This is a genomic window from Lachnoclostridium sp. An131, from assembly GCF_002160825.1.
In the GTDB taxonomy this organism is placed as follows: domain Bacteria; phylum Bacillota; class Clostridia; order Lachnospirales; family Lachnospiraceae; genus Laedolimicola.
Genome location: NZ_NFLI01000019.1, coordinates 25,547 through 36,243 on the forward strand (window position 1 = coordinate 25,547; position 10,697 = coordinate 36,243).

General features: G+C 52.2%; 11 protein-coding genes and 1 tRNA gene. 8 read left to right on the forward strand and 4 right to left on the reverse strand.

The features are described 5' to 3' along the window. Position 1 precedes the first annotated feature (1 nt). On the forward strand, positions 2-673 hold the full coding sequence (locus B5E77_RS14325) for an NUDIX hydrolase (protein ID WP_087166040.1): 672 nt from the start codon (positions 2-4) through the stop codon (positions 671-673). A gap of 60 nt (positions 674-733) precedes the next feature. Here the strand turns inward: B5E77_RS14325 and B5E77_RS14330 are convergent, their stop codons facing one another. Next, positions 734-1,381 carry a superoxide dismutase gene (locus B5E77_RS14330; RefSeq protein ID WP_087166041.1) on the reverse strand — a complete coding sequence of 216 codons (648 nt, stop codon included), beginning with the start codon at positions 1,379-1,381 and terminating at the stop codon, positions 734-736. A gap of 194 nt (positions 1,382-1,575) precedes the next feature. Here B5E77_RS14330 and B5E77_RS14335 point away from each other — a divergent pair, with 194 nt between their 5' ends. Then, on the forward strand, positions 1,576-2,016 hold the full coding sequence (locus B5E77_RS14335; protein ID WP_162609712.1) for a MarR family winged helix-turn-helix transcriptional regulator: 441 nt from the start codon (positions 1,576-1,578) through the stop codon (positions 2,014-2,016). Further along, positions 2,013-4,301: an endopeptidase La gene (lon, locus tag B5E77_RS14340; protein ID WP_087166043.1), complete on the forward strand. Its 2,289-nt coding sequence runs from the start codon at positions 2,013-2,015 to the stop codon at positions 4,299-4,301. Before B5E77_RS14335 ends, lon begins: the two co-directional genes overlap by 4 nt. Positions 4,302-4,377: 76 nt before the next feature. On the opposite strand, the gene B5E77_RS14345 is transcribed toward lon, so the two are convergent. Together B5E77_RS14345 and B5E77_RS14350 are read right to left on the reverse strand one after the other, a co-directional pair. After that, positions 4,378-5,037 carry a DUF1648 domain-containing protein gene (locus B5E77_RS14345; RefSeq protein ID WP_087166044.1) on the reverse strand — a complete coding sequence of 220 codons (660 nt, stop codon included), beginning with the start codon at positions 5,035-5,037 and terminating at the stop codon, positions 4,378-4,380. A 108-nt stretch (positions 5,038-5,145) separates the two neighbouring features. Continuing rightward, positions 5,146-5,219: transfer RNA gene (locus B5E77_RS14350), tRNA-Pro, on the reverse strand. Between the two features lie 230 nt (positions 5,220-5,449). Here B5E77_RS14350 and glnA point away from each other — a divergent pair. The 4 genes from glnA (at position 5,450) to B5E77_RS14370 (ending at position 9,598) form a co-directional block, all read left to right on the forward strand. Next, entirely contained in the window at positions 5,450-6,796 is a 1,347-nt protein-coding gene (gene glnA, locus B5E77_RS14355; RefSeq protein ID WP_087166045.1) for a type I glutamate--ammonia ligase, read from the forward strand. A gap of 62 nt (positions 6,797-6,858) precedes the next feature. Continuing rightward, on the forward strand, positions 6,859-7,407 hold the full coding sequence (locus tag B5E77_RS14360) for an ANTAR domain-containing response regulator (RefSeq protein ID WP_087166046.1): 549 nt from the start codon (positions 6,859-6,861) through the stop codon (positions 7,405-7,407). 66 nt (positions 7,408-7,473) lie between these two features. Continuing rightward, entirely contained in the window at positions 7,474-8,337 is an 864-nt protein-coding gene (gene dapF, locus B5E77_RS14365; protein WP_087166047.1) for a diaminopimelate epimerase, read from the forward strand. A gap of 46 nt (positions 8,338-8,383) precedes the next feature. Further along, positions 8,384-9,598 carry an LL-diaminopimelate aminotransferase gene (locus B5E77_RS14370; RefSeq protein WP_087166048.1) on the forward strand — a complete coding sequence of 405 codons (1,215 nt, stop codon included), beginning with the start codon at positions 8,384-8,386 and terminating at the stop codon, positions 9,596-9,598. Between the two features lie 81 nt (positions 9,599-9,679). On the opposite strand, the gene B5E77_RS17420 is transcribed toward B5E77_RS14370, so the two are convergent. Continuing rightward, entirely contained in the window at positions 9,680-9,802 is a 123-nt protein-coding gene (locus B5E77_RS17420) for a hypothetical protein (RefSeq protein WP_275532770.1), read from the reverse strand. Between the two features lie 89 nt (positions 9,803-9,891). Here B5E77_RS17420 and B5E77_RS14375 point away from each other — a divergent pair, with 89 nt between their 5' ends. Further along, positions 9,892-10,683, forward strand: coding sequence for a hypothetical protein (locus B5E77_RS14375; RefSeq protein WP_143468645.1), 792 nt, complete (start codon positions 9,892-9,894; stop codon positions 10,681-10,683). Positions 10,684-10,697 lie beyond the last annotated feature (14 nt).

Genomic DNA, 10,697 nt, shown 5'->3' on the forward strand with positions numbered 1-10,697 from the left:
GATGGAAATGATCGATTTGAGAGACAGAGACGGAAAAAGAACGGGTGAAGTGAAGGAGCGCACTCTGGTACACCGGGACGGGGATCTGCATGGGACGGCCCATGTATGGCTGGTCCGTTACCGGGCCGACAGGGGATCTGCGGATGTGCTTTTGCAGAAGCGGAGTGCGGACAAGGATTCTTTTCCGGGATATTATGACATTTCGTCCGCCGGCCATATCCCTGCGGGCCAGGATTTTTCTGAGTCAGCGGTCCGTGAGCTGAAGGAGGAGCTGGGGATTCCGGCGTCTCTGGAGGAGCTGCATTTTCTTTTTTCCCATATCGGCTATCATGAGCAGGAATTTTACGGAAAGCTTTTCAAGAACCATGAGTACAGCTATATCTATCTGTATGAGTACGGTCCGGACGCGCCGGAAATGAAGCTTCAGGCATCAGAGGTGGAGAGCGTTCTCTGGATGGATTACCGGGAGTGTCTGGACGGTATCCGGAATAATACGTTGAAAAACTGCATTTTCCAGGATGAGTATGAGGAGCTGGCTGTGAGAATCGAAGCATATTTTGCCAGGACCGGACGGCCCCTGGCCTGCGCGTCTACGGCTGTTACCTGGGCGGAGGACGCCCAGGAGGAGCTGGAAGACTGGATCGAAGAACAGGGCATCTATATCCGCCAGTGAGGCTGGGGGATATAGATGCGGATATACGGGCTGCCTGTGCCGCTTTTGGCATCTGCCGTGTCAGCGGCTGGTATGCAGGGCATTCTGAAGCAGTGCTGCCTGGTAGCGGCGTTCTGCTTCCGCCCAGTTTACGGCCTGAAACCAGGCTTTGATATAGTCGGCACGCAGATTCCTGTGCTTCAGGTAATAGGCGTGTTCCCAGAGATCCAGGTTGAGGATTGGAGTGAGAAGCTGGGGAAGCGGCGTGTCCTGGTTTGGCAGGGGAAGAAGAACCAGCTTTCCCCGCTCGTCCGCGGCCAGCCAGAGATAGCCGGAGCCGAAAAGCTTCAGGGCCATTTCAAAAAACACTTCGTAAAAATCCTCCCAGGATTTAAAATCAAGAAACAGAGCGTCTTTGAGCTTGCCGGAAAGCTTCGTGGAATTCGGAGTCATCCCGGCAAAAAAGAACTGATGGCTGTAGACTGCGCCAGCGTTGTTCCAGACACCCTGCCGGATTTCCTCCGGCAGCTTTTTATTTTCCAGGAGAAGGCGCTCCAGCGTGCATTCATGGAATTCCGGATACGGCTTCAGAAGGCGGTTCAGGTTGTCTACGTATGTTTTCAAATGACGGGAATGATGGAAAAACATGGTCTCCGTGTCTATATGGGGTTCCAACGCATCGTAGAGATAGGGCAGAGGCAGAAGCTCAAAGGGATAGCATTGAATCATAGGGATCACCTCACGTTATCATAGTGTTTACAGTATATGCAGGCGGCCGAAAAATATGCGTGAAATGCATAGGATGGAACCTGGCCTGGTATTGACAAAAAAGATATCCGGGAGTAGAATATTTTCTAATAGAAGTTTCTACTAGAAAACAACAGCAGCGGCTTCTGTCTCGAAAGGAAATGACGGGGTGTATTATGAGTTATGAGGAACTGGCAAAGGCATTCTGCGAGATGAATTTTATGCAGTCAAGGAAGCGGCTTGATGCGATGAAGACACTGTCGGCCGGAGGCGAAGACGGCGCGCTGCTCTGCATCTACAATTTTGGAGGAAGGATCCTGGCCGGAGAGATTGCGAAAGTGATGGGCCTGACTCCGGGCAGGACGACCAATATCATCAATATGCTGGAGAAAAGACATTATATTTCCAGGGAGCATGACAGGGCGGACAGACGAAAGGTTTATATTGTGCTGACGGAGGAGGGCAGCGCCTATATCACACAACGGTATGAGAATTCGCTGAAAATGTACTGCGGTTTATTTGAAAGGCTGGGGGAGCATGACTCAGAGGAATACTTCAGAATTCTGAAACGGCTGCATGAGATAGCAGATGAAATATGGGAGGAATATGGCTTATGATGATATTGCCTGTCTCCGGCCTTTTGATGGCGCCGGAGGTTCATTATTATTTTCAGAAGGATTACATAGAGAAGATGACGGAGGAGCAGGCGACGGCGGAGGAAGAGGTCCTTTTTCTGATTATGAAGCAGGAGAAAAAGGCAGAGGAGGCAGCGCCTGAGGATTTCTATCCGGTCGGCCTGATGGGCACAGTCACAGAGGTGGATGGCGACGGAGGAATCAGCGTACAGGCCAAATACCGTGTAGATGTGGAAGTGGCAGAATATGAGAATGGCAGATGGAATGCAGCGGCTTCTCTTCGCCCTGACATTATAGATATGGATGAGCAGAGCCGGGAAGAGGCCTTTAAGGGGGCGCAGGGAGCGCTGCTTCAGTTTGTGGATGGTTTTCAGTGGGGAATCGTAGCCAGGAATTATGTGCTTAGATGGAAAAGCCTGGAGGAAATGTGCGTAGCTCTGTCTTATCAGCTGGGCATTTCCGACGAGGAGAAGTATGCAGTCCTGGCGGCAGACCGTGTTTCTGAGCGCTACAGGCTGATGGAGAAGGCCATCTATGAGTTTATCGAGGTGTCCAGGGTCAGCGCAGATGCGCAGAAGGCGCAGACGGAGTCCAATGAAAGGCTGTACCGGGAGGAGGCGCTCAAAAAGCAGATCGCGATTCTCCAGAAGGAGCTTGACGGGATGCATCCGGAGAGCGTGACAGACATTCGAAGGTTTGAGATGAAGATTCAGGACGCGGGCATGAATGAGACGGCCCGGAAGGAAGCGGAGAAGGTCTTAAACCGCATGAAGCAGGAGGGCGAGAACAGCCATGAGTACGGAATGCTTTACGATTACCTGGACTTTGTGACCGGGCTTTCCTGGAAGAAGGAGAGATTTCGGGCCGTAGATTTGGACAGGGCAGAAAGGATCCTGGATGAGGATCACTATGGGCTGAAAAGGATTAAGAGGCGCATTATTCAGCAGATCGCCGCGATGCGGCTGAAGAAAAAGCAGTCTGGCTCTATCCTGCTGTTCGTGGGCCCGCCCGGAACTGGAAAGACCAGCATCGGACAGAGTATAGCGAAGGCGCTTGGCAGAAAATACGTAAGAATCAGTCTGGGCGGCATTCGCGATGAGGCGGAGATCCGCGGACACCGGCGCACTTATATCGGCGCGATGCCGGGCAGAATTATGGAAGGAGTGAAAAGGAGCGGCGTCTCCAATCCGGTTATGGTACTGGACGAGGTGGATAAGCTGACGAAGGCCTTTGACGGTGATCCGTCCAGCGCGCTTCTGGAGGTGCTGGATCCCGAGCAGAACAGCAACTTTACGGATCACTATATGAATGTACCCTACGATCTGTCGGATGTGCTGTTTATCTGTACAGCCAACAGCACGGATACGATTCCGGAGCCCCTTCTGAACAGGATGGAGGTTCTTACGTTTCAGGGCTATACCGAGACGGAGAAAATGCAGATTGCCAGAAAGCATCTTCTGCCGCAGTCAATGGACAATGCAGGACTGAAAGGAGAACAGCTGGAGCTTTCCGACGGGCTTTTGCATCATATCATTGCCGATTATACGATGGAGGCAGGCGTGCGCGGGCTGAAGAAGTGCCTGGATGCAGTGTGCAGATCGGCGGCGGTTCGTCTGGTCAGGGGTGAGAAGCCGCCGGTGCCCATCAAGAAGGAGGAGCTCAAGGATATCTTTGACATGAATCCGATCTATCATGAAAAGCTTCAGCTTCCCCGGAATCCGGGCATCGTCACGGGATTGGCCTGGACGCAGGCAGGAGGAGATATTCTGTTTATTGAAACCATGTTTACGAGAGGGAAGGGTGAGACGCTGATCACAGGCCAGCTCGGAGACGTGATGAAGGAATCTGCGCAGATTGCAGTCAGTCTGGTGAAATACCTGTTCCCGGAAGAGGAGGAGCAGTTTGAAAAGAACGATCTGCACATTCATGTGCCCGAGGGAGCCGTTCCGAAGGATGGTCCTTCCGCCGGCATTACGCTGACGACGGCTCTTGCGTCTCTGGTGACCGGGCATGTGGTCGACCCGGAATGTGCGATGACCGGCGAGGTTTCTCTCCAGGGCAGGATCATGCCTATCGGAGGACTGCCGGAGAAGCTGATGGCAGCGGTGCGGGCCGGAGTGAGGAAGGTGTTTATTCCGAAAGAAAATGAGCGGGATCTGTCAGATGTGGCAGAGGAGATTCGGGAAAAGCTGGAGATTGTGCCGGTACAGAAGGTGACAGACGTGCTGGAGGCTGTGGGAATTCTAGAAAGCGAAGGGGATAAGTAAGAAAAATAAGAGGTGCGCGGGGGCATCCATGTCTCATGGATGCCCCCGCGCACCTTTGCCGCTTCCACGGAGTCTTTCAGCTGTATTTTTTTGCGATTCTATAGGTGTACCAGACAGATATCACGGTGTCTGCAAGCAGGATTGCCATAGACCAGAGAAAGCAGGCGGTCCCGTTTGTCAGCAGGCTTGCGGCGATCATGCAGAATCCGCTGATGATAAAGGTGACTCCGCCGAATTTCTGGCTTTTTTCCCAGGTGATATCATTTTTCCGGCTCCATCTTGTACGGAGGCCGATGATAGAATTATTTTTCAGGCGGGGCATCAGGGCTCCGCAGAGGATCAGAAAAATACCCAGGCACAGAAACACAAGACTGAAGAGATCTACGGGAACCTCGGACAGATTTTCTACCTGATGAAAATCGGTATAGAGGAAATAAAAATTCATGAGATTAAACAAAAGCAGAGAACACAGGCCGGTGATTACCACTGCCTTTTCATTGCTGCCCCCGCTTTTTTCCTGCTTTGCCGCATATCTGGCCATAAGCATCATGAAAAGACCAAAGAGAATGGTGAGCAGAGGCAGAAGCAGAGCTTCATACTTGCTTCCCCAGCGTGTGACCTGGTTGTCTGCGCCGTAGTGTGCAGGAATCTGAGACGGCAGGAACGGCAGTGCAATGAGAGAAACCGCCAGAGGCAGAAGCATCAGAATAAAGTAGAGCCATTTTTTGTTTTTCATAGCCAGCGCCTTCTTTTTGTATGTAATTTCCTAAAGAATAGTCTGATTTCAGGCAGAAGTCAACAGATAAAAAAAGCCAGAACAGAATCTTTCTGTTCCGGCTCAAAATCGGAGTAACAGGATTTGAACCTGCGACCTCTCGGCCCCCAGCCGAGCGCGCTACCAAGCTACGCCATACTCCGATCATTCCTATTGCATCTGTCATAACTCACATGCAGGTATTATTGTATGCGATGGAGGGCTGTTTGTCAAGAAGTTTTTGTTCCCGGTTGACAAATTTTCTCCTAACTGCTATATTTTGTATCAGGACAACGGCGTTCTTTTTTAAGGGAAAAGAGCGCCCATTTTTATATTTATATTTATTATAGAAAGGTAAGCTTTTGACGCCTGTAAAAAAATGAAGGAGAGTATTATGGAGCATTATACGAAGCGTGATATTCTGAGAATGGTGGAAGAAGAGGATGTGGAGTTTATCCGCCTGCAGTTTGTGGATTTGTTCGGAAATCTGAAAAACACGGCTGTGACTGCAGGGCAGCTGGCGCGGGTGCTGGATCAGGGCTATGTGTTTGACGGCTCCTGCGTGGAGGGATTTCTGCATGACAATGATACAGACATGTTCCTGTGCCCGGATCTGGATACGCTGGCTGTGTTTCCATGGAGGCCCCAGCAGGGGAAGGTAGCGAGGCTGATCTGTGATATCCATCGTCCGGATGGTACTGTCTACAGCGGAGATCCGCGGGGAATTCTGAAAAGGGCGGTCCGGCACGCGGAGGAGCTGGGATATCAGTTCGATGTGGGACCGGAGTGCGAATTTTTCCTGTTCCATACCAATGACGAGGGGAATCCCACGACCTTCAGCCATGAGCGCGCAGGCTTTTTTGATATGAGCCCCATCGATCTCGGGGAAAATACGAGGCGGGACATTATCCTGACCTTGGAGGAGATGGGATTTGAGGTGGAATCCTCCTATCATGAGACTGCTCCGGCCCAGCATCAGATTGATTTCCGGTATGATGAGGCGCTGGTGACTGCGGATAATATTATGACGTTTAAGCTTGCGGTGAAGACGATCGCGAAGCGGTTTGGCCTGCATGCGACGTTTATGCCCAAGCCCCGCGATGGAATGAACGGTTCCAGCATGCATACCAACATGTCCCTTTCCCGGGATGGAAGGAACATCTTCCAGGATGCTTCGGATGCCAATGGCCTGAGCCGGGAGGCATACTGGTTTATCGGAGGCCTTCTGAAGCATGCAAGGGGTATGACGGCAGTCACGAATCCGCTGGTTAATTCCTACAAGCGTTTCTTCCCGGCGCAGACCATGGCCGGGTACACGGCTCCGTCCTATGTTTCCTGGTCTGCCGTAAACCGCAGCCAGCTCATCCGCATACCGGCTCTCCGGGGGGACAATGCCCGGATTGAGCTTCGGAGTCCCGATCCGTCCTGCAATCCCTATCTGGCCCTGGCAGTCTGCCTGGAGGCTGGCCTCGACGGCATCAAAAATCAGATCGAGCCGCCGGTTCCGGCAGATCGGGATGTGCGCAAGATGTCGGACGCAGAGAGAAAGGCCCTGGGAATCGAAGCGCTACCGAGAAATCTGGAGGAGGCGCTGGGAGCCATGGAAGAGGATGATCTGATCCGGAATACTCTGGGAGAAAATATCAGCCGCAGCTACATTCGGGCGAAACGCAGAGAATGGGAAGAATACTGCGCCCATGTGTCTGAGTGGGAGACAGAGCATTATCTGTATCGTTTCTGACCGCTTCCCCGGGATAGCGTATCGTCCCTGCCAGTGACGCTGAATCCGGAGGAGGTGAGAGTGTGACGAATATTATTGTGCTGTTTCCGAAAATTGAAGATGCGAAGAACATCCGCAATCTGCTGGTCAGGCATGGCTTTCAGGTGCCGGCGGTCTGCACTACGGGAGCCCAGGCGCTGGCCTCCGCCAATGGCCTTGGAGACGGAATCGTAGTCTGTGGATACAAATATCCGGATATGATGTATTCGGAGCTGCAGGACTGTCTGCCGTCACACTTTGAGATGCTTCTGGTGGCATCCCAGCGGGTGTGGAGCGAGTATGGACGGGAGGGAATCGTCTGTGTCTCCATGCCTTTGAAGGTCCATGAGCTGCTGAGTACGCTGGAAATGATGGCGGCGGGAATCGAGCGCCGCAGAAAGAAACGCAGGAGCAGGCCGAAGGAGCGCTCAGAAGCAGATAAAAGGGTGCTTCAGGAAGCAAAAAGCCTCCTCATGGAACGGAATGGAATGACAGAGGAGGAGGCTCACAGATACATTCAGAAGTGCAGTATGGACAGCGGCACAAATCTGGTGGAAACAGCAGAGATGGTGCTGAGCATGATGAGATTTTAACAGCCGGGCGCGGAAGGAGCATGATCCGAAAAGCAGGGAACCGGCGGGAAAAAGGAGAGAGAATCAGTGAAATTTACAAAGATGCATGGGATTGGCAACGACTATGTTTATATGGACTGCACCAAGGAGGCACCGGAGAACCCGGAGGAGCTGGCCCGCCTGGTCAGCGACCGGCATAAGGGAATCGGCGCTGACGGCCTGATTTTAATCAAGGCTTGTGAGGAGGCAGACTTTGAGATGGCTATGTATAACGCGGATGGTTCCTATGGGAAAATGTGCGGAAACGGCATCCGCTGTGTAGCTAAATATGTGTATGACAATGGTCTTACGGACAAAAAGGAGCTGAATATTCTGTCGGGAGGCGCTCTGAAGCATCTGAAGCTTACGGTGAAGGATGGAAAGGTGGAAAAGGTCCGAGTCAATATGGGGGAACCGATATTGGAGCCCGGAAGGATTCCGGTAATCGGAGAAGGCGGAGCATTGGTAGGTGAGCCTATCGTGGTCGACAATCAGGTTTATGAGATGACCTGTGTTTCCATGGGAAATCCTCACGCGGTTATTTTCCTGGATGATGTGGACCACCTGAAGATAGAGGAAATCGGTCCAAGCTTTGAAAACCATGAGCGTTTTCCAGACAGAGTCAATACGGAATTTGTCAGCAGAATAGACCGGAAGCATCTGAAGATGCGCGTCTGGGAGCGCGGATCGGGAGAAACCATGGCCTGCGGGACGGGCGCCTGTGCGGTAGCTGTGGCCGCTGTTTTAAACGGGCTGGCGGAACGCGATGTGATCGTGCACCTTCTGGGCGGAGCCCTGGAGATCAGCTGGAATGAAGAGGATAACTGCGTCTATATGACGGGGCCGGCTGCCACGGCCTATACCGGAGAATTTGATCCGGAGGAGCTGAAAGCAAGCGTAAATCAGAAATAGAGAAGGATTCAGGAACCGTAAGAAACGGTTCGGAGAGGAGCAAATCATGTACAAGATCAACGACAATTATCTGAAGCTTCCGGGAAGCTATCTGTTCTCCACGATTGGAAAGAAGGTGGCGGCGTACGCAGCGGAGCACCCGGAGAAGCAGATTATCCGCCTGGGAATCGGAGATGTGACCCAGCCTCTGGCCCCGGCGATCATTCAGTCGCTTCACCGGGCAGTAGACGAGATGGGAAACGCGGAGACATTTCACGGCTATGCGCCGGATCTGGGCTATGAGTTTTTGAGAAAGGCCATTGCAGAGAACGATTTTCAGGCCCGGGGTGCAGATATCTCCGCAGACGAGATCTTTGTAAGCGACGGAGCCAAGTGTGACGCGGGAAATATCCAGGAGATTTTCAGTACAGACAATAAAATCGCAGTCTGCGATCCGGTGTATCCGGTCTATGTGGATACGAACGTGATGGCGGGACGGACCGGAACCTACGATCCGAAGACGGAGACCTGGAGCGATGTGATCTATATGCCCTGTACGGCTGAGAATGGCTTTGCGCCGGAGCTTCCGAAGGAGACGCCGGATCTGATTTATCTGTGCTTCCCGAACAATCCGACCGGTTCCACCATTACAAAGGCTCAGCTGCAGGAATGGGTAGACTATGCGAATAAGGTGGGGGCGGTCATTATCTATGACGCCGCCTATGAGGCATATATTTCTGAGGAGGAGGTTCCTCATACGATTTATGAGTGTGAGGGAGCAAGAACCTGTGCCATCGAGCTTCGGAGCTTTTCCAAAAATGCCGGATTTACGGGTGTGCGCCTGGGCTGCACTGTGATTCCGAAGGATTTAAAGTGCGGAGACGTCTCTCTGCATGCACTCTGGGCGAGAAGACACGGAACCAAGTACAACGGAGCTCCCTATATCATTCAGCGGGCCGGCGAAGCCGTATATTCTCCGGAAGGAAAGGCGCAGCTGAAGGAGCAGGTCGCTTATTATATGAAGAATGCAAAGACAATTCTTGAGGGCCTGAAGGACGCCGGCTATACGGTATCCGGCGGCGTGAACGCTCCCTACATCTGGCTGAAGACCCCGCATGGGATGAATTCCTGGGAGTTTTTCGATTATCTTCTGGAAAACGCGGGAGTAGTGGGAACGCCGGGTTCCGGCTTTGGCCCCAGCGGAGAGGGGTATTTCCGGCTGACGGCCTTTGGTTCCTATGAGAATACGGCCGCTGCTCTGGAACGGATTAGAAAGCTGTAGAGAGTAAAGGAAAGGTGCCCCGGCTGGCAGGAAATGAGAGCCGTCTTGCCAGCCAGGGGTATTTTTGTATCATCTGTACGGTCAGGGATTTTTGTCCTGCAGTCTATCATGAGGCAGGAGAAAATCCCTTTTTCTGTAAAAATATATTGACACGATTTCCAATATCTGGTATTCTTCAATTATCAGACAGATCTTCTGATTCACAGAGGAGCATCTCCTCAGATATTCCACAAAAAAGAGATTAAAAAACGAAACGGCTGTGAAGGCGGTGATGATTGGCAGAAAAATGTTTTTTGAATAGCTATCGTGTTCTGATTCTGGATTTGGAGGAAGAAAAGATGTGGTCCAAGACAAGAAAGTGCCGGACAGCGGCGGCTGCGCTGGCTGTATTTTTCATGCTTTCCGCTGCCGGAGGAATTGCGGCCTGCCGGAATCTTGCGGGAGCAGAGAGAACAGGAGAAACAGAAAGAACAGAGAAAGGCCGTGCAGGGTATGTCATACTGCCGGAATACACGGGACGCCCCTTTTCCGCAGTGAAGCCGCAGACTGTGGATGAGGCCTATATGGACGGCCTGATGTCAGAAATGCTTGCCATGTACAATGAAATCAGAGGAACCAGTTATGAGGCGTGGACGGACGAGCAGGTGTCATACACAACACAGGGACGCTATAAGTCAGAGGCAGACTGGCGTGCATATCTGCAGGAAAAGTACACCCGGGTGGAACAGGAGAAGGCCAGGGACGCTACGGCGCAGCTGATCCTGCTGGAGATTGCGTCGGAGGCAGAGCTGACAGAAAGCGGGAGGCAGAGTATGGAAGAAGAGCATGCGCTGGAGTCACGGAAGCTTTGGTATGTCACGGAAGCCATAGCGGCTGCGGAAGGGCTCGAGCCGGGCGAGAATGAGATAAAGGCTGCCAGGGAAGAGCATATGTCAGGCGTGCTTGAGATGGGATACAGGGAGGAGGACAGCTATTACAGAGAAGAGCTGGAGCACTGGGAAAAGGAGGAGGAGAGCTTTCGTCAGACTCTTCGGACAGAGGCGGTGAAGGAATTTCTGTATGAAAATAATGTAATCAGACAGTGAAAGGGCAGTGATCT